The organism is Morganella sp. HMSC11D09 (assembly GCF_001807955.1).
GTDB classification, from domain to species: domain Bacteria; phylum Pseudomonadota; class Gammaproteobacteria; order Enterobacterales; family Enterobacteriaceae; genus Morganella; species Morganella morganii.
On record NZ_KV791711.1, the window covers coordinates 311786 to 335667 of the forward strand.

A 23882-nucleotide genomic window follows, 5' to 3' on the forward strand; every position below is an offset into this window, starting at 1 on the left:
ACTATACGTATCAGTCTAAAAAGTTTATTTCGCTTCGCAAATTAAATAGCTGTGATTTGTGATTATTGTCACCAATATTCGTCACCGGCTGGTTAAAATGCTGGCAGTCACACAAAACTTATTTTAAGATAAAAAATATCTTTTCCGGCGGCTGTATTCTCTCCCGTGACTAATAAATTCCGGGTATTCATGCTATAGATGAGACAGGAAGGATCTTCCTGAGACAGCACAGCAGATACCGGGCCGATAACCCGGTATAACTTAACGAGGTAGAATCGATATGCGTTTAATCCCTCTTGCGAAAGCGCAGGATGTCGGTCAGTGGTCCGCACAATACATCGCTGACAAAATTAACGCGTTCCGCCCGACGGCAGAACGCCCTTTTGTTCTGGGACTGCCGACCGGCGGCACCCCGCTGGCCACCTACAAAGCGCTGATCGCCCTGTATCAGGCCGGAAAAGTCAGTTTCCGTCATGTGGTGACCTTTAATATGGATGAGTATATCGGCCTGCCGGAGTCCCATCCACAGAGCTATCACTCATTTATGCATGAGAATTTCTTTAATCACATTGATATCCCGGCAGAAAACATCAACCTGCTCAATGGTAATGCCCCGGATACCGATGCGGAATGTGAACGCTACGAAGCGAAGATGAAAGCTTACGGCGGCGTGCAGCTGTTTATGGGCGGTGTCGGTAATGACGGTCACATTGCCTTTAACGAACCGGGCTCATCACTGACTTCGCGCACCCGTGTCAAAACGCTGACACCGGAAACCCGCATCGCCAACTCCCGTTTCTTTGATAATGACATCAATAAAGTACCGAAATATGCACTCACTGTAGGTGTCGGCACACTGATGGATGCCAAAGAACTGCTGATCCTCGCCACCGGCCATAACAAGGCTATGGCGGTACAGCAGGCGGTTGAAGGCTCGGTGAATCATATGTGGACGATTACCTGTGTGCAGATCCACCCGAAAGCCATTGTGGTGTGTGATGAACCGGCCACACTTGAGCTGAAAGTGAAAACCCTGAAGTATTTCTGTCACCTTGAATCTGACATTATCGAACAATTTGCTGCTGAATAACCGATGCTGACCGCCCTTTATCCGGGCGGTTTTTGTTGTGTTGTCTTATCTTTAAATAAGTATTCTCTCCCCCAGGAGGCGTTATGTACGCATTAACCAATGCCATTATTTATACCGGTCACGATCGTCTGGAAAACCACGCGGTCATTATTGACGGCGAATTAATCCACAGCGTGTGTCCGGTCAGTGAGTTACCGGACGGAATTGACACCCGGGATCTGGGCGGTGCCATTCTCTCCCCGGGATTTATTGATTTACAGGTCAACGGCTGCGGCGGCGTACAGTTTAATGACAATGAGGACGATATCACTGTCCGCACCCTGGACATTATGCAGAAAGCCAACGAACGCACCGGCTGCACCAGCTTCCTGCCGACACTGATCACCAGCCCTGATTCGCTGATGAAACTGAGTGTCAGCACCATGCGTGATTATCTGAAAAACCATAAAAATCAGGCGCTGGGGCTGCATCTGGAAGGGCCTTACATCAACCCGGTGAAGAAAGGCACGCACAATCCGGACTATATCCGCAAGCCGGATGCCGCGATGATTGATTTCCTGTGTGACAACGCAGATGTGATTACCAAACTCACCCTGGCGCCGGAAATGGTGGACCCCGCCGTTATCCGCAAACTGACGGATGCCGGAATTGTGGTCTCCTCCGGGCACTCCAATGCGAGTTATGAAGAGTCCCGTGCCGGGTTTGAAAACGGCATCACCCTCTCCACCCACCTGTTTAATGCCATGCCGTACATTTCCGGCCGCCAGCCGGGACTGATCGGCGCGATTTATGATACCTCTGAAATATATGCCGGAATTATTGCTGACGGCCTGCATGTTTCCTGGCCTAACATCCGTAACAGTAAAGCCCTCAAGCGCGACAAGCTGATCCTGGTCACCGATGCCACCGCACCGGCGGGGCTTGATCCGAAAACCAGCGGGCTGGATCATTTTATCTTTGCCGGCAAAACGATATATTATCGTGATGGTTTATGTGTGGACGAAAACGGCACACTGAGTGGTTCCTCACTCACCATGATCCGCGCAGTGGCAAACTGTGTTCAGCATGTCGGTATTCCGCTGGATGAAACCCTGCGCATGGCCACACTCTATCCGGCACGGGCAATTGGTGTTCAGGACAGACTGGGAAGTATTAAATCCGGCAGTATTGCCAACCTGACCGCCTTCACCGCTGATTTTTCTGTCTGTATGACAATCGTTAACGGGAATGTGGTCCATACATCATGAGTAAAAGACGCCGATGGGTAACGGAATTCCGCAGATAGGTAATATTGATTTAGTCAAACAGCTGAACGGGGCGGTGGTTTACCGCCTGATAGACCGTTCCGGCCCGATTTCACGCATTCAGATTGCCGAACAAAGTCAGCTGGCTCCCGCCAGTGTGACCAAAATTACCCGTCAGCTTCTTGAGCGCGGCCTGATAAAAGAGGTGGATCAGCAGGCATCCACCGGCGGACGCCGCGCTATCTCCATTATTTCCGAGCACCGCGCCTTTCAGACTATCGGCGTGCGTCTCGGCCGCCATGATGCCACTATCGCACTGTTTGATCTCAGCGGACGGGCGCTCGAAGAAGAGACCTGTCCCCTGGAAGCCACTTCTCAGGCAGATGCGGAAGCCAAACTTATTGCACTGATCGACAACTTCAGACAGACGCACCAGCGCCGTATCCGCGAGCTTATCGCCATTGCGGTGATCCTGCCCGGTCTGGTCGATCCGGATCGCGGCATTGTGCGCTATATGCCGCACATTGCTGTCAGTGACTGGCCGCTGACTGAAAATCTTCATCACCATTTTAAGCTGCCGTGCTATGCCGGCCATGATATCCGCAGCCTCGCGCTGGCCGAACACTATTTCGGTGCCACCCGCGATTGCGCGGATTCCCTGCTGGTGCGTATTCACCGGGGAGCCGGGGCGGGGATCATTATCAATAATCAGATCCTGCTGAACCGGCGTGGTAATCTCGGCGAAATCGGCCATATTCAGATAGATCCGCTCGGTGAACGCTGCCACTGCGGAAACTTCGGTTGTCTGGAAACCGTCGCATCAGATGCCGCCATTGAAACCCGGGTAAAACACCAGCTGGCTCAGGGGTTTGAGAGTGAACTGACGCCGGATAACTGCTCCATCCGCGCCATCTGCCGTGCCGCTAACCGGGGGGATGCTCTTGCGGCAGAAGTGATAAAACAGGTCGGTAATTCCCTCGGAAAAGCCATTGCCATCACGATAAACCTGTTTAACCCGCAAAAAGTGGTGATTGCCGGTGAGATAACCGCCGCTGAAAATGTACTGCTCCCTGCCCTGCAAAGCTGCATAAATACGCAGTCGCTGAAAAATTTCCGTGAGGATCTGCCGGTGGTGATTTCACAGCTGCCGCCGAACTCCGCTATCGGGGCATTTGCCCTGATAAAACGGGCGATGCTGTACGGTGAACTGCTGCTGCATGTTCTGGAAAATAAACCGGATATGGCGGAATAATCCGCCACCGGATAAATGCGTCAACTCCGTGATTTTATCCTGTTTTTTGTACTGTTTATCTTCAAAGTGATTATTATGCAGGCAAACAAACGGATTTCATCAAAATATCTGCAAAAAGCAGTTGACGCTTTTGGCTGTAATCCGCATAATGCGCCCCGCAACGCCGATGAAGGTCACGCAAAAAAAAGATGGCTACGTAGCTCAGTTGGTTAGAGCACAACACTCATAATGTTGGGGTCACAGGTTCGAATCCCGTCGTAGCCACCATCTTTTTTGCGGGAGTGGCGAAATTGGTAGACGCACCAGATTTAGGTTCTGGCGCCGCAAGGTGTGCGAGTTCAAGTCTCGCCTCCCGCACCATTTCTCGTGACATTCGTTGTTGCTTATTGTATCTCCGGATGGGGTATCGCCAAGCGGTAAGGCACCAGGTTTTGATCCTGGCATGCCCTGGTTCGAATCCAGGTACCCCAGCCATATTCTGAAAAGCGGCTTTGTTAAAGCAGTAAAAGATGGCTACGTAGCTCAGTTGGTTAGAGCACAACACTCATAATGTTGGGGTCACAGGTTCGAATCCCGTCGTAGCCACCATCTTTTGCAGCCACTATCTTTTGGGGTATCGCCAAGCGGTAAGGCACTGGATTCTGATTCCAGCATTCCCAGGTTCGAATCCTGGTACCCCAGCCAAATTCTGAAAGCCCGTCTCTGACGGGCTTTTTGCTTTTTTGAATCCGGATAAAACCATTATTCTGTTATTTCGTGCTTCTGCTGCCAGCGGGTAAAAACGAAAAGACGCTGTAAACACATCCCTGTCCGCTCGATTCGCGCCATCCATGGCGCTTTACGCTTTTCGTTTCTTTTACCCGCTGTCCGCTGTTACCTGACCGGCCGGAAAACCAACGGGTTATACCCCCAGCGCATATTTCAGCGCCAGTTTTTTCAGCGGTGTTGCACGTTGTGCCACCGTCAGTGCCAGGTTACGCAACGGCTGTAACCCCGGCAGGGTATTACTGAAAGTGAGATAAAACGCATCCATCCCGGCCTGCATCAACAGGTTATCCGGACGGCGGCGGCGCTCATAACGTCTGAGAACAGACTCACTGCCCCAGTCCTCACAACACTCACGCGCCGCAATCAGGGTATTCAGCAGGGTATCCGCATCACGGTAACCGAGGTTTACTCCCTGCCCGGCCAGCGGATTAATGGTATGCGCCGCATCGCCGATCAGAGCCAGCCCGTCCTGTACATAGTGAGCAGCATGATGACGCACCAGCGGGAAAGAGCCGCAGGCCAGCGGCGTGATATCTCCGAGACGCTCAGGGAATGATGCGCGGATTTCCGCCTGCAGTTGCGGCAGCGGCAGTTTACTGAGCTGGCGGATCCGCGCCGGTGAGTCATACCAGACCAGCGAGGCATAAGAGTCAAACAGCGGCAGAAACGCACGCGGGCCGGACGGGAAAAACTGCTGCCAGGTGATATCCTGCTGCTCACGTCCGGTATCAACGGTGATCAGCATACAGGACTGACGATACTGCCAGCCGCGGCTGCCGATACCGGCCAGCGTTCTGACCTGTGATTTCGCACCGTCCGCGCCGATAACCAGACGGGAACTGATTACGTCGCCGTTATCAAATGTCAGCAACCATTCACCGGATTGCTTTGTCATACTCTGCAACCGTGCCGGGCACAGACAGGTGATCAGCTCATGAGCGGTGATCATCTCCCACAATGCCCGCTGCAGTACCGGGTTTTCCACCATATACCCCAGCTCAGGTAACCCCAGGCTCTCTGCGGTAAAGGTTACTTCCGACCCCGGTTCCTCATAAGTTTCCAGGGTCCGGTACGGTACACAACGCATATCACGGACACGCTCCCATACCCCGAGACTCTCCAGTAACTCAGCTGACGCGCGGCTGATGGCGGAAATCCGCACGTCAGGGCGGCTCTGAGCATCGAACGGTGCCGGTGCCTGTAACTCAGCCACAGTGACACGAAAACCGGCCTGAGCCAGTCCCAGGGCTGTGGCGGCACCAATCATTCCCCCGCCGATAACGGTGACTTCAGAATGTGTTAACGGGTTATCCATGACATACCTATTCTAATACGTTGATTTTTTGTTCAATTGCCGTAAATTCACCGGGAAAGGTGAAGATCCGTGCTGCCGGGTCTGGTCACTGGTGTGTCAAATGACTACAATATCGACCATTGGTTACATCAAAACCTGATTGAATACACACAATGCTTTTCAGTGTTGCGGGTATTGTTTCACTGAAAACAGCGGATTGAGAAAATGTCGACGAGTAAAAAACTGTACATAAAAACCTGGGGCTGTCAGATGAATGAGTACGATTCATCCAAAATGGCTGACCTGCTGGAAAGCACCCACGGCTATACTTTAACAGACAATGCCGATGAAGCCGATATTCTCCTGCTTAATACCTGTTCTATCCGTGAAAAAGCGCAGGAAAAAGTGTTCCACCAGCTCGGCCGCTGGAAAAACCTCAAGGATGTGAATCCGGACATTATTATCGGTGTCGGGGGCTGTGTGGCCTCCCAGGAAGGGGATTTTATCCGCCGCCGCGCCCCGGCCGTGGACATTGTCTTCGGCCCGCAGACACTGCACCGCCTGCCGGAGATGATCAACAAACTCAGAGGCGACCGCAGCCCGATTGTGGACATCAGCTTCCCGGAAATCGAAAAATTTGACCGCCTGCCGGAACCGCGCGCCGAAGGCCCGTCCGCGTTTGTTTCTATCATGGAAGGCTGTAATAAATACTGCACCTTCTGCGTGGTGCCTTACACCCGTGGTGAGGAAGTCAGCCGTCCGTGTGATGATGTGCTGTTTGAAATCGCACAGTTAGCCGCTCAGGGTGTGCGTGAAGTGAACCTGCTGGGTCAGAACGTGAATGCTTACCGCGGCCCGGCGTTTGACGGCAGCATCTGCAGTTTTGCCGAACTGATCCGCCTGGTGGCCGCGATTGACGGTATCGACCGCATCCGCTTTACCACCAGCCATCCGATTGAATTCACGGATGATATTATCGCCGTATATGAAGATACCCCGGAGCTGGTCAGCTTCCTGCATCTGCCGGTACAGAGCGGCTCAGACCGTATTCTGACCCAGATGAAACGCGCCCATACCGCGCTGGAATACAAATCCATCATCCGCAAACTGCGCAAAGCGCGTCCGGACATCCTGATCAGCTCTGACTTTATCGTCGGCTTCCCTGGAGAAACTAATGACGACTTCGAAAAAACCATGCAGCTTATTGCAGACGTGAATTTCGATATGAGCTTCAGTTTCATCTACTCCCCGCGTCCGGGTACCCCGGCGGCTGATCTGCCGGATGACGTGACCGAAGAAGAGAAAAAACAGCGTCTGTACCTGTTACAGCAGCGGATTAACCAGCAGGCGATGAGCTACAGCCGCCAGATGCTCGGCACCACACAGCGTATCCTGGTGGAAGGCCCGTCCCGTAAAGACGTCATGGAATTATCCGGACGCACCGAAAACAACCGCGTGGTGAACTTTGAAGGCACCCCGGACATGATCGGCAAATTTGTGGATGTCGAAATTACCGATGTCTATACCAACTCACTGCGCGGCCGCGTGATCCGGACAGAAGATCAGATGAACCTGCGTGTTCACGAAACCCCGGAATCCGTGATTGCCCGCACCCGTAAAGAAGACGAACTGGGTGTCGGCATCTATCAGCCATCCGTACACTAACTAACGATCACGCGCAGAATGACCTGCGCGTGAGAATACACAGAGAGATTCAGTGACAGAGACCTATATATCACCTTCACAGGTAGCAACACAGGAAATTTTCCTCGAACCCGCCGAAAATCAGCGTCTGCAAAGCCTCTGCGGTCCCTTCGATGATAACATCAAACTGCTTGAGCGCCGTCTCGGCACCGAAATCAGCCGCCGCGACAACCGCTTCCGGCTGACCGGCAAACCGCACTGCGTCAAAGCCGCTGCGGCTATCCTGCGCCAGCTCTATGTGGAAACTGCCCCGGTGCGCGGTGTGATCCACGATATCGACCCGGAGCAGGTTCACCTGGCCGTGGCAGAAAGCCGTGTACTGGAACAGAGTGACGAACATGTGCCGGACTACGGCAAATCCGTCAATATCAAAACCAAACGCGGTGTGGTTAAACCACGTACGCCAAACCAGGCACAGTATATCGCCCATATTCTCGACCACGATATCACCTTCGGTATCGGCCCTGCCGGAACCGGGAAAACCTATCTGGCGGTCGCCGCAGCTGTGGATGCTCTTGAGCGTCAGGAAATCCGCCGCATCCTGCTGACTCGTCCTGCCGTTGAGGCCGGTGAAAAACTCGGCTTCCTGCCCGGAGATCTCAGCCAGAAAGTCGATCCGTATCTGCGCCCGCTGTACGATGCGCTGTTTGAAATGCTCGGCTTTGAGAAAGTGGAAAAGCTGATTGAGCGCAACGTGATTGAAGTCGCGCCGCTGGCCTATATGCGCGGCCGGACCCTGAACGATGCCTTTATTATTCTCGATGAAAGCCAGAACACCACCATCGAACAGATGAAAATGTTCCTGACCCGTATCGGCTTTAACTCCAAAGCGGTTATCACCGGGGATATCACCCAGATTGACCTGCCGAACGGCAATAAATCCGGTCTGCGTCACGCCATTGAAGTGCTGGCGGATGTACCGGAACTGAGCTTTAACTTCTTCCACAGTGAAGACGTGGTGCGTCATCCTATCGTGGCAAAAGTGGTTATTGCCTATGAAGCGTGGGAAGCCGCAGAACAGAAACGCAAACAGATGCTGAAACAGCAGCGTGATGCCGAACGCGCGCAGGCGCAGCAGGAACAATCTCATGAGTAATCCGGTTCTTGATTTACAAATCGCCTGTGAAAACACAGACAACCTGCCCTCTGAAGCTCAGTTTCAGCGCTGGATTGACGGCGTGCTGCCGATGTTTCAGGAAGAGAGTGAAGTTACCATCCGCCTGGTGGATGAAGCGGAAAGCCACGAGCTGAACCTGACTTACCGCGGCATGGATAAACCGACCAACGTGCTCTCCTTCCCGTTTGAAGTGCCGCCGGAAATTGAACTGCCGCTGCTGGGGGATTTGATTATCTGCCGTCAGGTGGTGGAGCGCGAAGCCGCCGAACAGGAAAAAACCGAAGAAGAACACTGGGCGCATATGGTCATCCACGGCTGCCTGCATCTGCTGGGTTATGACCACATCGAAGACGATGAAGCAGAAGAGATGGAAGGCCTGGAAACGGAAATCTTAAAAAAATTAGGCTATTCTGATCCGTATATCACAGAAAAAGCGTAGTCAGCGATGCCGTTTTTATGCTACATAATACGGCATCTTTCATTAAATCGGGGAATGTAAAAAAACCGCCATGAGCGACGACCATCCATCGGGTAGTGATACACCGAACCAGAAAAAGGGTTTCTTTTCTCTGCTGCGCCAGCAACTGTTCCACGGCGAGCCCAAAAGCCGTGAAGACCTCGTTGAGGTCATCCGTGATTCCGAACAAAATGCACTGATCGATCCTGACACCCGCGACATGCTCGAAGGGGTAATGGATATTTCTGATCAGCGTGTCCGCGATATCATGATCCCGCGTTCACAAATTGTGACTCTCAAGCGCAATCAGACACTCGACGAGTGCCTGGATGTCATTATTGATTCTGCCCACTCCCGCTTTCCGGTGATCAGTGAAGACAAAGATCACATTGAAGGCCTGCTGATGGCAAAAGATTTGCTGCCGTTTATGCGCAGTGATTCCGAAGAATTCAGTATTGATAAAGTGCTGCGCCAGGCGGTTGTTGTGCCGGAAAGTAAGCGTGTTGACCGTCTGCTTAAGGAGTTCCGCTCCCAGCGCTATCATATGGCGATTGTGATCGATGAATTCGGCGGAGTCTCCGGACTTGTCACTATCGAGGATATTCTGGAGTTAATTGTCGGCGAAATTGAGGATGAATACGATGATGAGGATGACGTGGATATCCGTCAGCTCAGTCTGCATTCTTATTCTGTCCGCGCCCTCACCCAGATAGAAGATTTTAACGACGCATTCGGCACCCGCTTCAGTGATGAAGAGGTCGATACCGTCGGCGGGCTGGTGATGCAGGCCTTCGGCCATCTGCCGACCCGTGGTGAAACCATTGAGATTGACAACTACCAGTTCAAAGTTGCGATGGCAGACAGTCGTAAAATTATCCAGTTACATGTTAAGATTCCGGACGATGCTCCAATCCCGTCTTTAGATGAAGATAATCTGACATGATAAAATCACCTCATGGTTTACGCCAGTGGCCGCGTCTGCTGCTGGCACTGATTTTCGGGGCCGGCGGAACGCTGGCCTTTTCGCCTTTTGATCTCTGGTATTTCTCACTGCCCGCACTGGCCGCCCTGCTGCTGCTGACTCTCAACCGGACAGGTAAACAGGCCTGTGCTATCGGTTTCGCCTGGGGGCTGGGTTTATTCGGCAGCGGCGTAAACTGGGTGTATGTCAGTATCGCGGATTTCGGTGGTATGCCGGAAATTGCCAACCTGTTCCTTGTTGTCCTGCTGGCTGCCTATCTGGCGCTCTATCCGATGCTGTTTGCCGGCCTGCTGGCCAAATGCTTCCCGCACGCCACAGTCTGGCGTCTGGTGATTGCCGCCCCGGCACTCTGGCAGCTCACTGAATTTTTACGCGGCTGGGTGCTGACCGGCTTCCCGTGGCTGGAATTCGGCTATACCCAGATTGACGGCCCGATGCGTGCACTGGCGCCAATCCTGGGTGTGAATGCCATCACCTTCCTGCTGATGGTGATAAGCGGGCTGATTGCTCTTTCACTCTCACAGCGCCGTATCCGTCCGCTGATCCCGGCGCTGGTACTGCTGTTCGCGCCGTGGCTCGCCCGCAACTACCAGTGGTATCAGATGAACAACGACCCGACTCAGGTCGCGCTGGTTCAGGGAAATATCGCCCAGTCCCTGAAATGGGAACAGGGTATGCTGGATAAAACGCTGGGTATCTATCTCAAAGAGAGCCGCCCCTACTTCCGGCCTGATACCCTGATTATCTGGCCGGAATCCGCTATTCCGGATTTTGCCGCCAGTCAGTCTGCGTTTCTGGATCAGCTCAACGGCCTGCTGACACTCAGCGGCGCACAGCTGATCACCGGTGTGGTTGATGCAGTTCCGAAAGCAGACGGTAAAGAGTACGATGTTTACAACACCCTGATTGTGCTGGGTAATAAAAGTGAATACGACAGCCGGGATAAAAACCGCTATTACAAACATCACTTAGTGCCGTTCGGGGAGTTTGTGCCGCTGGAAGATTTACTGCGTCCGCTGGCGCCGTTCTTTAATCTGCCGATGTCTGCTTTCAGCCGCGGAGGTTACATCCAGCCGCCGCTGACCGCCGGAAAAATGACACTCACCGCCGAGATTTGCTATGAAGTGATCCTCGGGGAGCAGGTGCGCCGCAATATGACCGATAAAACCGGCGTGCTGCTGACTGCCTCCAATGATGCCTGGTTCGGCCGCTCCATCGGCCCGTGGCAGCATTTCCAGATGGCACGGATGCGTGCGCTGGAGCTGGGTCGTCCGCTGCTGCGTGCCACCAATAACGGTATTACCGCTATTATTGCGCCGGACGGCTCTGTCACCGCTCAGTTGCCGCAGTTCACACAGGCCACCCTGAGTGCCACTGTAACCTCAGCGTCCGGCTTCACACCGTATTACCGTATGGGCACCTGGCCGGTCTGGGGTGCCACCGTTGTCTTCCTGGGTCTGGCACTGATAAAACGCAGAAAGAGCACAGAACGCGGTCTGCATTTTCGCTGATACGAAAAGTTTCCGCAGATAAAAAAATCCCGCCGTGATTGCTCACCGCGGGATTTTTCATTTCAGACTGATTACTTCGCCAGCCACAACCGTGCCATCATCCCCAACTGACTGGTCCAGCCGCTGGTGTAACTGACTATCTCCCCTTTGTGATAAATCACAAAAGTCGGCGTGACATTCACACCCCAGAGCTGAGAGATACGGCCATCCGGATCATTAATCACCGGAAAATAGTAACCTTTCGCTGCCATCCCTTTCGCCAGCCGGTCATCTTCACCGGAGCGGATAGCAACCGTCACCACATTGTAGCCAGACTCAGACAGTTCGCTGACTGACGGCGAGGTCAGTTTGCAGATCCCGCACCAGGATGCCCAGAAGTAGACCAACAGCGGTTTTTCCGCACTCATCTGCGCAATGGACACCGGTGTGCCATCTGTCAGTGTCAGCGAAGGCACCGTGTTTAAATCCGGTGCCTGCGGTTTGCGCCAGTAGTCCATCGCCTGTGACGCAATAAATAAAATCACCAGCAGCAGGAGAAATTCCTTTCCCCATCTGCGCAGTAACCGCATTATTTAACCTTAGCCAGCTGTTCCTTAATGATGGCATCCAGCTGTGCTTCATCCACGGCACCCGGCAGCATCACATCACCAATCAGCGTTGCAGGGGTTCCCTGAACACCTAACTGCTCTGCCAGCATCATATTCATACGCATGGTATTCATACTGTTATCAGTGACTTTCACATCACCGGCTTTGGCGGTTTTCAGTGCGCTGTTGATGTCATCCTGAGTCAGTGCGGTTTTCTTCTGCATCAGTCGGTTATGCAGCGGTGCAAATGCTTCCGGCTTGCTTTCCCATACAGAAAGTGCGGCACGGCTGGCATTCAGGGAACTTTCCCCTTTGAACGGCAGCAGTTTGAAGACAACTGCCACGTCAGGGTATTTTTTCACCATCGCTTCCAGCTGCGGATCAAAACGCTTGCAGTACGGGCAGTTGTAATCGGTGAAAGACACGATGGTCAGTTTCGGTGATTTTGAACCGATACGCGGCGTGTATTTATCATTAAACAGCGCGTCAGCATTGGCTTTAACAGCATCTTTCATCTGTGCGGTCTGTTTTTCGGTCTGTTTCTGCTGAAGCGCCATAATCGCTTCTTCCAGAATTTCCGGGTTTTTGACCAGCGTGTCACGAACCAATTCACGCACCTGCGCTTCCTGGTCAGCGGTAAAAGCGGCCGCATGAGCTGTGGCTGTAAAGATAAGCGGAGCAATCATTAAAGCCGCGAGTGTTTTTTTCATGGTTCAATTCCTTGTGACTGATTTAACAGATGTAAGAGTGTTTCTTTATCCAGCAATGGTGACAAGATTTCACCATCAGGTAAAGCAGGGCCGTAAATCTGATTAAACGGCACAGCCAGATGCCCGCGTTTCTGTAAAAACGCATTAATATCCGGTGACGGTTTTGTCCAGTCCCCGCGCAGTGCGACAACATCCGGTTCACGGAGTGCGTCCTGAACATCATCGCGTAATAATACATTGTATTTGTTTGCTTTGCAGGTCACGCACCATTCGGCGGTCACATCCACAAAAACCCGTTTCCCCTGAGAAAGCGCGGTGTTCACCGCCTCTTCCGTCAGCGGCTGCCAGTCCACCTGATCACTGACCAGGCTCTGCTGCCGGTCATCCGTCATATTGATACCGGCCCAGACACCTCCTGCCACCAGCAGTGCCACCAGTGCCGCAGATCCCCGCTTAATACCGGTACGGCGGAAAGCCAGCAGCGCAAGTACCAGCAGCACAACTCCCACCATCACGGCAGCGGTTTCCGGCCCGGTGTGCGGGATCAGCAGACTGATCAGCCACAGTGCCGTAATAAACATCATGCCACCCAGCACCAGACGCAGGCCGTTCATCCAGCGGCCCGGTTTCGGCAGCGCCCGGGCAATTCCCGGAAACGCGGCGATCAGCAGCCACGGCAGGCTCATCCCCAGCCCCAGCGCGGTAAAAATCATCCACAGCTGTGAATACGGAGCCACCAGCGCAAACGCAACGGCGGTGCCGAGGAACGGCGCGGTACAGGGGGTTGCCAGCAGCGTGGCAAACATACCTTCCATAAAGTGGCCGCGCATCCCTTTGCCGCCCGCAGTCGCCAGTTTTGTGGTTGCATTACTGCTCAGACGGATAGAAAAAACACCGAACAGATTGGCACTGAACAGTAAAGTTACCACCACCATAAAGCCGAGGAACCACGGGTTCTGGAACTGAATACCCCAGCCGACCGCACTTTGTGTCAGGCGTAATACCGACACCAGCGCCGCGAGGATCCAGAAGGAGACCATAATACCGGAGGAGGAGACCAGGAACTGGGTGCGGATCATCCGCCGCTCACGGTTTTCCACATACAGCACAGCGCCGAGTTTCATCGCCAGCACCGGCAGAACACACGGCATAACGTTGAGGATCAGCCCGCCCAGCAATGCAAACAGCAGCAACATAATAAAGGAGGTATCACTGCCGGATTCGGCCGCAATATCCGGTCCGCTGCCGATCACCGTGGTGAGCGCCTGCGCTGCCGGGCCGTCTGTCACAACGACCGACAGCGGTTTTCCGTTCAGATCTGACGGTATTTCCCCCCAGTCATCCGTTACTTTAACGGTGGCGGTGAGATTATCCCCGGAAATCGTAAATGACGGTGCGGCAAAAATGGTTTCTTTATCCGCATTAAAAAACAGCTGCGGATCCTGCCAGCCGCCCGGGCGGTGCAGTGCCATCGTCAGCGTCCCGCCGTTCACCCGGCTGCCGCCGGTGGTGATATCACCGCCGGTCTGCGGCACCTGCTGCATGGCCATCGCATACTGACGGTCAAAATCGTCCGGCGCGGGTTCTGAGGTATCCAGTGAGACCGGATAATCGGTCAGGATACAGACATTACTGCATGTGGATAAGGTCAGTGTCCCGCTGAGCACCGGCAGCGCCTGAGCCGCCGTGACTTCCAGCGGGAACACCACACTGCCGCCGTAGCCCTGGGTGGAGAGCCCGGCGACGTCAAAACGCTGAGGTGCGGGCCAGAACCACTGTGTTCCGGCGGAGGCCTCCTGCCATGTCAGTTCAGGAGCAACGCCCCCCTCTCCCGGCGACTGCCAGTAGGTTTTCCAGCCGGGTTGTAATTCAACCGCCAGCAGCAGACGCAGTTTTCCGTCTTTCCACTGATCTGATGTGACTCTGACACGGGCGTGATCATTGTGCGGCATTTCGGTCCAGCCGGTATCAGCCGCATGCACAGTGGTCAGCGTGAACAAAAACAGCACAAACGCTGTTAATACAGAACGCATAATTTTTTTCATCTCCGAATTAAGCAAAAAACCCGACAATACACAGATTGCCGGTTGCTAATCCCTCATCACACAGAAATGGAGATGCCTGCGCAGCCGCATCGGCGGGATATGCTGACGCCACGAGCGCGAACGGTAACGGACAGGAACTATCACCGAGGTCATGACGAAGAAAAGAAGGGCAAAAAAGAGAGGTTCTGCCGGGAACTGCGGCACGGTACTCAGCGACTTGGCGCTGATATCACAGGTACCACCGGGATTGGCGCTGCCGGTTTCCGTATCACTCAGCAGCACCGGGGTAGTGAAATCCGCAGACGGGCTCAGACTGATGCGCGGCGCACCAGACATCCGTTGTGTCAGACACAACAGGATAAAGAATAATGTGAAAAACAGCAGCAGATAACCCTGCCTGCGTTGCTTCAGCATAGCCCGCTCCCCGATAGTTACCGCCTATCTTACACAGCCTGCGATTTCAGACAACCGGATAACCATAACTTTACACATTTAACCGCAATGTGATGTTACCGCCGCACAGCAGAATTGTTACAACAGCGGATTATGACACAATAGCACTTCCCGGCCATAACAGCATCCCGCCTGACAGTAACAACAACCATTAACAGGTTAATAATCACCCCAATATCAGCACATAAAACCAAATCAACTAAAAATATCATAATTTAATGTGAGTGTACGTTCTGTGTGTAACTTGCACATCTTTATCTGACAGAGTGAGAGGGATCTCCCGATTTAAAACAAATTAACTTCCATTAATTAACAATTATGTTCTATTTTTAACAATACAAACACAAGAGCAATACACGTCCTTATACCGTTTCCCGAAAAGGAGTTGTTTATGCGCAAGTTAGTTTTGTCTGTACTGGTCACCGGAGCCGCGCTTGCCAGTGCGGCGGTTTCTGCTGAAGAGCTGGCCGGTACACTGAAAAAAATCAATGACAGCGGCGTGATTGTTGTCGGTCACCGCGAATCCTCCGTACCCTTCTCTTATTATGATAACCAGCAAAAGGTGGTCGGCTATTCCCAGGATTACTCCAACCATATTGTTGATGCAGTGAAAAAGACCCTGAATAAGCCGGATTTACAGGTCAAACTAATTCCGGTGACCTCTCAGAACCGTATCCCGCTGTTACAGAACGGCACATTCGATTTCGAGTGCGGCTCCACCACCAACAACCTGGCCCGCCAGCAGCAGGCCGCTTTCTCCAATACTATTTTTGTGGTCGGTACCCGTCTGCTGACCGGTAAAGACTCCGGTATCAAAGACTTTGCCGATCTCGCCGGGAAAAACGTGGTGGTCACATCCGGTACCACGTCTGAAATGCTGCTCAACAAACTCAATGATGAGAAGCAGATGAAGATGCGCATTATCAGCGCCAAAGATCACGGGGATGCCTTCCGCACCCTGGAATCCGGCCGTGCGGTCGCCTTTATGATGGATGATGCCCTGCTGGCCGGTGAGCGCGCCAAAGCGAAAAAACCGGATAACTGGGTGATTGTCGGCACACCGCAGTCCGAAGAAGCCTACGGCTGTATGCTGCGCAAAGATGATCCGCAGTTCAAAGCCCTGATCGATAAAACGGTTTCTGATGCACAAACCTCCGGTGAGGCTGAGAAATCCTACACCCGCTGGTTCAAACAGCCGATTCCGCCTAAGAACCTCAACCTGAACTTTGAATTATCCGATGAAATGAAAGGGCTGTTCAAAGCGCCGAATGACAAGGCCTTTGAATAACCACCACGGCGGCTGACAGCCTGACCGGCTGCGCCGTCCGGACTGAGGATATAACTAAGACCGCCGCGCCCGCGTTCACAACTGACGCGGGCGCGGACGATAAACCACAGTCCGTTGCATGCAAACACACTGTCTGTCCGGTAACCACTGGTTATCCGTCTTATACAGGGAGTTCGTTCTTTTACCGGGAGCCGCGCTATGTCAGCTAACTGGGACTGGGGCATCTTTTTTCAGCCCGCCCCCTTCGGCAACACCACTTACCTCGGCTGGATCCTGTCCGGCCTGAAGGTCACTGTGCTGCTGTCAATCTGTGCCTGGATTATCGCCTTTCTGGTGGGATCCCTGTTCGGTATTCTCCGTACGGTACCGAATAAGTTTCTCTCCTCGCTCGGCACCATTTATGTGGAAATTTTCCGTAATGTGCCGCTGATCGTCCAGTTCTTCACCTGGTATCTGGTGATCCCGGAGTTCCTGCCGTCGTCCCTGCGCGACTGGTTTAAAATGGATCTCGACCCGAATATCCAGTTCTTTATTTCCTCCACCCTCTGTCTGGGGCTGTTTACCGCCGCCCGTATGACCGAACAGGTACGTGCCGCCATTCAGTCACTGCCGCGCGGCCAGAAAGCCGCCGGGCTGGCAATGGGGCTGACACTGCCGCAGACTTACCGCTATGTGCTGCTGCCGAATGCCTACCGCGTGATTATTCCGCCGATGACATCGGAAATGCTCAATCTGGTGAAAAACTCCGCCATCGCCTCCACTATCGGGCTGGTCGATATGGCCGCGCAGGCCGGGAAGTTACTGGATTATTCCGCCAGAGCCTATGAGTCCTTTACCGCAATCACCCTCGCCTATGTCGGCATCAACGTTATTATTATGCTGGCCATGCATTTACTGGAAAAACGGGTGCGTCTGCCCGGGACAGGAGGCCACTGATGTACGAATTTGACTGGAGTTCGGTGATGCCGGGTATGCCGTTCCTGTTACAGGGGCTGGTTATTACGGCGAAAATCACAGTTACAGCGATTGTTATCGGCATCCTGTGGGGCACGATACTGGCTATGATGCGCCTGTCATCCATAAAGATTGTAAGCTGGCTGGCTGCTCTCTATGTGAACGCCTTCCGCTCCGTTCCGCTGGTAATGGTGCTGTTATGGTTCTATCTGATTGTGCCTAACTTAGTCCAAAATGTTCTTGGCATATCACCAAAAACAGATATCCGTCTGATCTCAGCTATGGTAGCGTTTTCCCTGTTTGAAGCTGCGTATTATGCTGAAATTATCCGCGCCGGGATTCAGAGTGTGTCACGGGGACAAACATCCGCCTCACTCGCCCTCGGTATGACCAAAATGCAGACCATGCGCCTGGTGGTTCTGCCGCAGGCATTCCGCGCGATGATCCCGCTGCTGCTGACCCAGGGAATCGTCCTGTTCCAGGATACCTCGCTGGTGTATGTGCTCAGCCTGACCGATTTCTTCCGCACCGCCAGCAATATCGGCGAGCGTGACGGAACACAAATCGAAATGGTGCTGTTTGCGGGTGCGGTTTATTTTGTTATCAGCTTTGGTGCGTCAATGCTGGTTAATTATCTCAAGAGAAGGACTGTGTCATGATCTCCCTGAAAAATATCTCCAAATGGTACGGTCAGTTCCGTGTCTTAACCGACTGCTCGACCGAAGTCAAAAAAGGGGAAGTGGTTGTGGTGTGCGGCCCGTCCGGCTCCGGTAAATCCACGCTGATAAAAACCGTTAACGGCCTTGAGCCGGTGCAGCAGGGTGAAATTTTCGTCAATGATATTCAGGTGAATGACAAACGCACCAACCTGGCGAAACTGCGCTCCAAAGTCGGCATGGTATTCCAGCACTTTGAGCTGTTCCCGCACCTCTCCATTGTGGAAAACCTGACCCTGGCACAGGTAAAAGTGCTGGGACGCGATAAAGCGGCAGCAAAAGAAAAAGGACTGAAACTGCTGGAGCGCGTCGGTCTGTCTGCCCATGCGGATAAATTCCCGTCCCAGTTGTCCGGCGGGCAGCAGCAGCGTGTGGCTATCGCCCGCGCCCTGTGTATGGATCCTGTCGCCATGCTGTTTGATGAGCCGACATCCGCCCTCGACCCGGAAATGATCAACGAAGTACTGGACGTTATGGTTGAACTGGCGCACGAAGGCATGACAATGATGGTGGTCACCCACGAAATGGGCTTTGCCCGTAAAGTGGCGGACCGTGTAATTTTTATGGATGAGGGCAAAATCGTCGAGGACAGCAGAAAAGACGATTTCTTTGCCAACCCGAAATCCGAGCGTGCCAAAGATTTTCTTGCCAAGATTCTGCACTGATGTTCTGACCGGCCGGTCACAGACCGGCCTTTCTTCTTCTCTTTATCATTCCCCTGCTTTTTTCATCCCTTTACGCCCTTAACTGTTGTTCCCTCAGGGGCATATCGGCTATGCTAACGGGTCAGAAATTAACGAAACCCAATATTTTCATGCTGTCCGCCCGGTCTGGTCGTCAGTCCGTGTCCGGCAGTTCATCACCACAGGAATACCGGTGCCATGCAAGAACAATATCGTCCCGAAGACATAGAGCAACAAGTCCAGAGTCACTGGCAGGAAAAACAAACATTTAAAGTGACTGAAGATAACAGTAAAGAGAAATACTACTGCCTGTCTATGCTGCCATACCCTTCAGGACGACTACACATGGGCCACGTACGTAACTACACCCTGGGTGATGTGATGTCACGTTACCAGCGCATGCTGGGTAAAAACGTTTTACAGCCGATTGGCTGGGATGCGTTCGGTCTGCCTGCGGAAGGCGCGGCGGTAAAAAACAATACCGCACCGGCACCGTGGACCTATGCCAATATCGAATACATGAAACAGCAGCTGAAAAAGCTGGGTTTCGCCTACGACTGGGATCGCGAAGTCACCACCTGTACGCCGGAATATTACCGCTGGGAACAGTGGTTCTTCACCAAGCTGTATGAAAAAGGTCTGGCGTATAAGAAGACTTCCGCCGTGAACTGGTGTCCGCATGACCTGACGGTGCTTGCCAACGAGCAGGTTATCGACGGCTGCTGCTGGCGTTGTGATACCCCGGTTGAGCGCAAAGAGATCCCGCAGTGGTTTATCAAAATCACCGCTTATGCCGAAGAACTCCTCAATGATCTGGATACGCTGGAAGACTGGCCGGAGCAGGTCAAAACCATGCAGCGCAACTGGATCGGCCGTTCCGAAGGTGTGGAAATCACCTTTGATGTCGCGGACAGCACCGAAAAACTGAGTGTCTACACCACCCGTCCGGATACCTTTATGGGTGTCACTTATCTGGCGGTAGCGGCGGGTCATCCGCTGGCACAGCAGGCTGCACAGAACAATCCTGAACTGAAAACCTTTATCGATGAGTGCCGTAATACCAAAGTGGCCGAAGCTGAAATGGCCACGATGGAGAAAAAAGGCATGGCAACCGGTATGTTTGCCATTCACCCGCTGACCGGTGAAAAAGTCGCGGTCTGGGTCGCCAACTTTGTCCTGATGGAATACGGTACCGGCGCCGTTATGGCCGTTCCGGCGCACGATCAGCGCGACTGGGAATTCGCCACCAAATACGGTTTACCAATCAAGCCGGTCATCCTGGGCGAAGACGGTAACGCACCGGATATCAGTGAAGCAGCAATGACCGGCAAAAACACCCTGTTCAATTCAGGTGAGTTCGATGGTCTGGATTACACCGCCGGTTTTAACGCAATTGCGGACAAACTGGTGGCACTCGGCGTCGGCGAGCGCAAAGTCAACTACCGTCTGCGTGACTGGGGGGTTTCCCGTCAGCGTTACTGGGGCGCACCAATCCCGATGGCAACCCTGGAAGATGGCACCGTGGTTCCGGTTCCTGAAGATCAGTTACCGGTTATTCTGCCGGAAGATGTGGTCATGGACGGCATCACCAGCCCGATTAAAGCCGATCCGGAGTGGGCAAAAACCACCATCAACGGTCAGCCTGCGCTGCGTGAAACCGATACTTTCGATACCTTTATGGAATCCTCCTGGTATTACGCCCGTTACTGCTGCCCGGACTATGACAAAGGCATGCTGGATCCGGCTGCGGCTAACTACTGGCTGCCGGTCGATCAGTATATCGGCGGTATCGAACACGCGATTATGCACCTGATGTATTTCCGCTTCTTCCACAAACTGATGCGTGATGCCGGTCTGGTGAACTCAAATGAACCGGCGAAAAACCTGCTGTGTCAGGGCATGGTACTGGCTGATTCCTTCTATTACACCGACACTGACGGCCACCGCGTATGGGTGTCTCCGGAAGATGCCATTCTTGAGCGTGATGATAAAAACCGTATCATCAAGGCAACAGATAAAGAAGGCCGCGAGCTGGTTCACACCGGCATGAGCAAAATGTCAAAATCGAAGAACAACGGCGTTGATCCGCAGATTATGGTGGAAAAATACGGCGCGGATACCGTTCGTCTGTTTATGATGTTTGCGGCACCACCGGAACTGACCCTGGAGTGGCAGGAATCCGGCGTGGAAGGCGCGAACCGCTTTATCCGCCGTGTATGGCGTCTGGTGTATGAGCATGTTCAGAAAGGCAAAACCGCGCCGCTGGATATCAGCAGCCTGACACCGGAACAGAAAGATCTGCGCCGCTCACTGCACAAAACCATTGCCAAAGTCAGCGATGACGCCGGCCGCCGTAAGCAGTTCAACACCGCCATCGCGGCGATTATGGAACTGCTCAATGAACTGCAGCGCGCACCTCAGGAAACAGAGCAGGATCGCGCACTGATGCAGGAAGCGCTGGATGCGGTTATCCGTATGCTGTCGCCGATTATCCCGCACGCCGGTTTTACCCTGTGGAAAGCACTGGGTCACGAAACGGATGTGGATGATGCACAGTGGCCGGTCGCCAGCGAAGAAGCGATGATTGACGATACCAAACTGATTGTTATCCAGATCAACGGTAAAGTCCGCGGCCGTATCACCGTTGCCGCCGATGCGGAGCAGGATGCGGTCATGGCGCTGGCCTCGCAGGAAGCTAATGTGGCGAAATACCTCGAAGGTGTGAGTGTTCGCAAAGTCATTTATGTGCCGGGTAAATTACTGAACCTGGTCGTGGGTTAATTTAAGGAGATATCGTGCGACATCGCATTATCACGCTGTTGCTCGGGCTTGCGGTGCTGGTCACCGCAGGCTGCGGCTTCCATCTGCGCGGCACCACGCAAATCCCGCCTGAACTGCAGAAACTGCAAATCAGCACCGGTGATCCGTATGGCGAACAAACCCGTGCTATCCGCCAGCAACTGCTGCTGAATAACGTTCAGATTATTGAAGGTGGTGATGCCACCATCCCGGTTCTGAAGATCACCAGTTCTTCCGAAGGTTCGGAAGAGACAGTATCGATTTTCCAGGACGGTAAAGCCGCTGAGAAAGAGCTGGTTTATTACCTGAATGCCCAGGTCATTATGCCGAACGGGTCGGTTTATCCGATCAATGTCCGCGTTGACCGTTCATTCTTCGATAACCCGCTGGAAGCACTCGCAAAAGATGCGGAAAAAGATATGATCCGCCAGGAAATGCGTGAGCAGGCAGCCGCCCGTCTGGTTCGTAAACTGCTGATTATCCAGCCGTCCGAACAACAGAAACAGGCTGAAAATGCTGAAGCGGCTGAGATTGTCGCACCGAAGGCATGATAAAAGTTTCACCTGAGCAACTCATCACGCAGCTCCGTTCGGGGCTGCGTGAACGTTACCTCCTCTGGGGGAACGAGCCGTTACTGCTCCAGGAATCCCGGGATGCTATCCGCCATGCGGCGCAGGAACAGGGATTTGACGAGCACTTCACCTTTTCTCTTGAACAACATACTGACTGGGATGCGATTTTTTCTGTCTGCCGGTCACTCAGTCTGTTTGCCGGACGGCAGACACTCACCCTGTATCTGCCGGAAAACGGCCCCAATGCCGCAATGGGCGAACAGCTTCTCCGGCTGGCCGGGCAGTTACATCCGGATCTGCTGCTGATACTGCGCGGCCATAAACTGACCAAAGCCCAGGAAAACAGCGCCTGGTTTAAAGCGCTGGCACAGGATGGCGTCTATATCGCCTGCATGACCCCGGAACTGAACCGACTGCCGCAGTGGGTCACCGCGCGGGCAGCTCTGTTACAACTGCAACCGGATGAACAGGCTGTCCGCCTGCTCTGCTATTGCTACGAAGGCAATCTGCTGGCGCTGTCACAGGCTCTCTCCCGGCTGGCGCTTATCTATCCCGACGGCAAACTTACACTGCCCCGTGTGGAAGCAGCGGTGAATGATGCGGCTCACTTTACCCCGTATCACTGGGTGGATGCCCTGCTGGCCGGAAAAAGCAAACGCGCCTGTCATATCCTGACTCAGCTGCTGGCGGAAGATAACGAACCGGTGATCCTGCTGCGCACCGTCCAGCGGGAAGTGATGCAGTTACTGACATTACAGCGCGAAAACCGAAACCAGCCGCTGCGCACACTGTTTGACAAGCACCGTATCTGGCAGAACCGCCGCGGTATGATAACCGAAGCCCTGGATCGCCTTGATGCGCATACCCTGCAGGTGGCGATATCCCTGATCACCCGTATTGAAATCCGCCTCAAGCAGGATTACGGACAATCCGTAAGTGATGACTTACTGACACTGACACTGCTCCTGAGCGGTAAAGCACAGACAGGACAGATCCTCTATGACGAACAACGCGGATAACCGGATTCTGGCGCTGTACGGCGGCACATTTGACCCGATCCACCAGGCACACATTAATACCGTGAAAGCCATGGCATCGGAAGCCGGTCTGGAACAGGTGATTTTACTGCCGAACAATGTCCCGCCGCACCGTCCGCAGCCGAAAGCGGATGCAAAACAGCGGCTGATGATGGCACAACTGGCCGTCAGCGGAGACCCGCTGTTTCTGGTGGACGACCGCGAACTGCGCCGCGATGCCCTCTCCTATACGGTGGAAACACTGCGTCAGTACCGGGCTGAGATTGGTTCACGGCGGCCGCTGGCTTTTATCATTGGTCAGGATTCCCTGCTCACGATTGATACCTGGCATGAATGGGACAAGATTCTGACCCTGTGCCATATTCTGGTCTGCAAACGGCCGGGATATTCACTCGATTTTCCGTCCGAACGGCTGGCTGACTGGTTTGTGCAGCATCTGGTCACTACGCCGGAAAGCCTGCACAAACGACCGTGCGGTTATATTTTCCTGGCTGATACCCCTCTGTTTCCGATTTCTGCCACCAATATCCGCGAACGGCTGAAAAACGGCGAGGACTGCAGCGATCAGCTGGCCCCCGCCGTTCAGGACTACATTCTGGCACAGGGACTGTACCGCTGA

The 23882-nt window shown here is 53.5% G+C and carries 22 protein-coding genes and 5 tRNA genes; 22 read left to right on the top strand and 5 right to left on the bottom strand.

The window, feature by feature from the left end:
- Positions 1-280: 280 nt before the first annotated feature.
- From nagB to HMPREF3119_RS17065, 9 genes are all read left to right on the top strand, one after another.
- The gene (gene nagB, locus HMPREF3119_RS17030) at positions 281-1090 is read left to right on the top strand and encodes a glucosamine-6-phosphate deaminase (RefSeq protein ID WP_070580392.1); all 810 of its coding nucleotides are present in this window, start codon (positions 281-283) and stop codon (positions 1088-1090) included.
- Positions 1091-1173: 83 nt separating this feature from the next.
- Complete coding sequence (nagA, locus tag HMPREF3119_RS17035; RefSeq protein ID WP_070580394.1) at positions 1174-2337, top strand: N-acetylglucosamine-6-phosphate deacetylase; 1164 nt, start codon at positions 1174-1176, stop codon at positions 2335-2337.
- A 13-nt stretch (positions 2338-2350) separates the two neighbouring features.
- Complete coding sequence (locus tag HMPREF3119_RS17040; protein ID WP_070580396.1) at positions 2351-3586, top strand: DNA-binding transcriptional regulator NagC; 1236 nt, start codon at positions 2351-2353, stop codon at positions 3584-3586.
- A gap of 15 nt (positions 3587-3601) precedes the next feature.
- Positions 3602-3799: a hypothetical protein gene (locus HMPREF3119_RS18970; RefSeq protein WP_004235617.1), complete on the top strand. Its 198-nt coding sequence runs from the start codon at positions 3602-3604 to the stop codon at positions 3797-3799.
- Positions 3777-3853, top strand: a tRNA-Met gene (locus HMPREF3119_RS17045). The genes HMPREF3119_RS18970 and HMPREF3119_RS17045 overlap by 23 nt, the downstream gene beginning before the upstream one ends.
- An 8-nt stretch (positions 3854-3861) precedes the next feature.
- Positions 3862-3946, top strand: a tRNA-Leu gene (locus HMPREF3119_RS17050).
- Between the two features lie 39 nt (positions 3947-3985).
- A tRNA-Gln gene (locus tag HMPREF3119_RS17055) sits at positions 3986-4060 on the top strand.
- Positions 4061-4097: 37 nt separating this feature from the next.
- Positions 4098-4174 (top strand) — tRNA-Met (locus HMPREF3119_RS17060).
- 21 nt (positions 4175-4195) lie between these two features.
- Positions 4196-4270: transfer RNA gene (locus HMPREF3119_RS17065), tRNA-Gln, on the top strand.
- Positions 4271-4487: 217 nt separating this feature from the next.
- Here the strand turns inward: HMPREF3119_RS17065 and ubiF are convergent.
- Positions 4488-5669, bottom strand: coding sequence for a 3-demethoxyubiquinol 3-hydroxylase (ubiF, locus tag HMPREF3119_RS17070; RefSeq protein WP_070580398.1), 1182 nt, complete (start codon positions 5667-5669; stop codon positions 4488-4490).
- A 204-nt stretch (positions 5670-5873) separates the two neighbouring features.
- Between ubiF and miaB the strand changes: the two genes are divergently transcribed.
- From miaB to lnt, 5 genes are all read left to right on the top strand, one after another.
- Positions 5874-7313, top strand: coding sequence for a tRNA (N6-isopentenyl adenosine(37)-C2)-methylthiotransferase MiaB (miaB, locus tag HMPREF3119_RS17075; RefSeq protein ID WP_015422540.1), 1440 nt, complete (start codon positions 5874-5876; stop codon positions 7311-7313).
- 52 nt (positions 7314-7365) lie between these two features.
- Positions 7366-8448 (top strand): PhoH family protein, encoded by a 1083-nt coding sequence (locus HMPREF3119_RS17080; RefSeq protein ID WP_062772239.1) that lies wholly within the window; start codon positions 7366-7368, stop codon positions 8446-8448.
- Complete coding sequence (gene ybeY, locus HMPREF3119_RS17085; protein WP_004235613.1) at positions 8441-8908, top strand: rRNA maturation RNase YbeY; 468 nt, start codon at positions 8441-8443, stop codon at positions 8906-8908. The genes HMPREF3119_RS17080 and ybeY overlap by 8 nt, the downstream gene beginning before the upstream one ends.
- A 70-nt stretch (positions 8909-8978) precedes the next feature.
- Positions 8979-9869, top strand: a complete 891-nt coding sequence (gene corC / locus HMPREF3119_RS17090) for a CNNM family magnesium/cobalt transport protein CorC (protein ID WP_004235612.1) — start codon at positions 8979-8981, stop codon at positions 9867-9869.
- Complete coding sequence (gene lnt / locus HMPREF3119_RS17095) at positions 9866-11419, top strand: apolipoprotein N-acyltransferase (RefSeq protein WP_004235611.1); 1554 nt, start codon at positions 9866-9868, stop codon at positions 11417-11419. Before corC ends, lnt begins: the two co-directional genes overlap by 4 nt.
- 71 nt (positions 11420-11490) lie before the next feature.
- On the opposite strand, the gene HMPREF3119_RS17100 is transcribed toward lnt, so the two are convergent.
- The 4 genes from HMPREF3119_RS17100 to HMPREF3119_RS17115 are packed head-to-tail and all read right to left on the bottom strand — an operon-like array spanning position 11491 to position 15175.
- A complete protein-coding gene (locus HMPREF3119_RS17100; RefSeq protein ID WP_004235610.1) occupies positions 11491-11988 on the bottom strand; it encodes a protein disulfide oxidoreductase in 498 nt (165 codons plus the stop codon).
- Entirely contained in the window at positions 11988-12716 is a 729-nt protein-coding gene (locus tag HMPREF3119_RS17105; RefSeq protein WP_004235609.1) for a DsbA family protein, read from the bottom strand. The genes HMPREF3119_RS17100 and HMPREF3119_RS17105 overlap by 1 nt, the downstream gene beginning before the upstream one ends.
- Positions 12713-14749 (bottom strand): protein-disulfide reductase DsbD family protein, encoded by a 2037-nt coding sequence (locus HMPREF3119_RS17110; RefSeq protein ID WP_070580419.1) that lies wholly within the window; start codon positions 14747-14749, stop codon positions 12713-12715. Before HMPREF3119_RS17110 ends, HMPREF3119_RS17105 begins: the two co-directional genes overlap by 4 nt.
- Before the next feature lie 57 nt (positions 14750-14806).
- Positions 14807-15175 (bottom strand): hypothetical protein, encoded by a 369-nt coding sequence (locus HMPREF3119_RS17115; RefSeq protein WP_004235607.1) that lies wholly within the window; start codon positions 15173-15175, stop codon positions 14807-14809.
- 424 nt (positions 15176-15599) lie between these two features.
- On the opposite strand from HMPREF3119_RS17115, the gene HMPREF3119_RS17120 reads away from it, so the two are divergent.
- The 8 genes from HMPREF3119_RS17120 (at position 15600) to nadD (ending at position 23882) form a co-directional block, all read left to right on the top strand.
- Entirely contained in the window at positions 15600-16502 is a 903-nt protein-coding gene (locus tag HMPREF3119_RS17120) for a glutamate/aspartate ABC transporter substrate-binding protein (RefSeq protein WP_064483336.1), read from the top strand.
- Between the two features lie 198 nt (positions 16503-16700).
- Positions 16701-17438: an amino acid ABC transporter permease gene (locus tag HMPREF3119_RS17125; protein ID WP_004235603.1), complete on the top strand. Its 738-nt coding sequence runs from the start codon at positions 16701-16703 to the stop codon at positions 17436-17438.
- Positions 17438-18115, top strand: coding sequence for a glutamate/aspartate ABC transporter permease GltK (gene gltK, locus HMPREF3119_RS17130; protein ID WP_004235602.1), 678 nt, complete (start codon positions 17438-17440; stop codon positions 18113-18115). The genes HMPREF3119_RS17125 and gltK overlap by 1 nt, the downstream gene beginning before the upstream one ends.
- Positions 18112-18837 carry an amino acid ABC transporter ATP-binding protein gene (locus HMPREF3119_RS17135; RefSeq protein ID WP_004240836.1) on the top strand — a complete coding sequence of 242 codons (726 nt, stop codon included), beginning with the start codon at positions 18112-18114 and terminating at the stop codon, positions 18835-18837. The genes gltK and HMPREF3119_RS17135 overlap by 4 nt, the downstream gene beginning before the upstream one ends.
- Before the next feature lie 216 nt (positions 18838-19053).
- A complete protein-coding gene (gene leuS, locus HMPREF3119_RS17140) occupies positions 19054-21636 on the top strand; it encodes a leucine--tRNA ligase (protein ID WP_032099112.1) in 2583 nt (860 codons plus the stop codon).
- A gap of 14 nt (positions 21637-21650) precedes the next feature.
- Positions 21651-22205, top strand: a complete 555-nt coding sequence (lptE, locus tag HMPREF3119_RS17145; protein WP_015422538.1) for an LPS assembly lipoprotein LptE — start codon at positions 21651-21653, stop codon at positions 22203-22205.
- On the top strand, positions 22202-23245 hold the full coding sequence (gene holA, locus HMPREF3119_RS17150) for a DNA polymerase III subunit delta (protein ID WP_064483337.1): 1044 nt from the start codon (positions 22202-22204) through the stop codon (positions 23243-23245). The genes lptE and holA overlap by 4 nt, the downstream gene beginning before the upstream one ends.
- Complete coding sequence (gene nadD, locus HMPREF3119_RS17155; protein ID WP_032099110.1) at positions 23226-23882, top strand: nicotinate-nucleotide adenylyltransferase; 657 nt, start codon at positions 23226-23228, stop codon at positions 23880-23882. Before holA ends, nadD begins: the two co-directional genes overlap by 20 nt.

Coding starts and splice junctions, on each gene's coding strand:
- HMPREF3119_RS17040 (WP_070580396.1), top strand. CDS start 2,351: ATGGGTAACGGAATTCCGCAGATAGGTAATATTGATTTAGTCAAACAG.
- ubiF (WP_070580398.1), bottom strand. CDS start 5,669: ATGGATAACCCGTTAACACATTCTGAAGTCACCGTTATCGGCGGGGGA.
- ybeY (WP_004235613.1), top strand. CDS start 8,441: ATGAGTAATCCGGTTCTTGATTTACAAATCGCCTGTGAAAACACAGAC.
- nadD (WP_032099110.1), top strand. CDS start 23,226: ATGACGAACAACGCGGATAACCGGATTCTGGCGCTGTACGGCGGCACA.
- holA (WP_064483337.1), top strand. CDS start 22,202: ATGATAAAAGTTTCACCTGAGCAACTCATCACGCAGCTCCGTTCGGGG.
- leuS (WP_032099112.1), top strand. CDS start 19,054: ATGCAAGAACAATATCGTCCCGAAGACATAGAGCAACAAGTCCAGAGT.
- HMPREF3119_RS17115 (WP_004235607.1), bottom strand. CDS start 15,175: ATGCTGAAGCAACGCAGGCAGGGTTATCTGCTGCTGTTTTTCACATTA.
- HMPREF3119_RS17135 (WP_004240836.1), top strand. CDS start 18,112: ATGATCTCCCTGAAAAATATCTCCAAATGGTACGGTCAGTTCCGTGTC.
- HMPREF3119_RS18970 (WP_004235617.1), top strand. CDS start 3,602: ATGCGTCAACTCCGTGATTTTATCCTGTTTTTTGTACTGTTTATCTTC.
- lnt (WP_004235611.1), top strand. CDS start 9,866: ATGATAAAATCACCTCATGGTTTACGCCAGTGGCCGCGTCTGCTGCTG.
- corC (WP_004235612.1), top strand. CDS start 8,979: ATGAGCGACGACCATCCATCGGGTAGTGATACACCGAACCAGAAAAAG.
- nagA (WP_070580394.1), top strand. CDS start 1,174: ATGTACGCATTAACCAATGCCATTATTTATACCGGTCACGATCGTCTG.
- miaB (WP_015422540.1), top strand. CDS start 5,874: ATGTCGACGAGTAAAAAACTGTACATAAAAACCTGGGGCTGTCAGATG.
- gltK (WP_004235602.1), top strand. CDS start 17,438: ATGTACGAATTTGACTGGAGTTCGGTGATGCCGGGTATGCCGTTCCTG.
- HMPREF3119_RS17100 (WP_004235610.1), bottom strand. CDS start 11,988: ATGCGGTTACTGCGCAGATGGGGAAAGGAATTTCTCCTGCTGCTGGTG.
- HMPREF3119_RS17110 (WP_070580419.1), bottom strand. CDS start 14,749: ATGCGTTCTGTATTAACAGCGTTTGTGCTGTTTTTGTTCACGCTGACC.
- HMPREF3119_RS17125 (WP_004235603.1), top strand. CDS start 16,701: ATGTCAGCTAACTGGGACTGGGGCATCTTTTTTCAGCCCGCCCCCTTC.
- nagB (WP_070580392.1), top strand. CDS start 281: ATGCGTTTAATCCCTCTTGCGAAAGCGCAGGATGTCGGTCAGTGGTCC.
- HMPREF3119_RS17105 (WP_004235609.1), bottom strand. CDS start 12,716: ATGAAAAAAACACTCGCGGCTTTAATGATTGCTCCGCTTATCTTTACA.